Consider the following 205-nt stretch of genomic DNA (forward strand, 5'->3'; position numbering starts at 1 on the left):
CCTTCGGGCCCGGTGGCGCTCAGGGTGGCTCCACTGGTTCGTTCGGTGGCGGTGGCGCTCAGGGCGGCTCCACTGGTTCGTTCGGCGGCGGCGGCGCCCAGGGCGGCTCGACCGGCTCCTTCGGACCTGGTGGCGCTCAGGGTGGCTCCACTGGTTCGTTCGGTGGCGGTGGCGCTCAGGGCGGCTCCACTGGTTCGTTCGGCGG

Annotated in this window: 1 protein-coding gene; it reads right to left on the minus strand. The window is 73.7% G+C overall.

Features of this window, described 5'->3' with window-relative positions; translation table 11 throughout:
* A partial coding sequence (locus MXD59_RS25580; protein WP_248827132.1) for a hypothetical protein occupies positions 1–205 on the minus strand: 205 nt, incomplete at both ends.

This window comes from Frankia umida, assembly GCF_023242945.1.
Classification (GTDB): Bacteria; Actinomycetota; Actinomycetes; order Frankiales; family Frankiaceae; genus Frankia; species Frankia umida.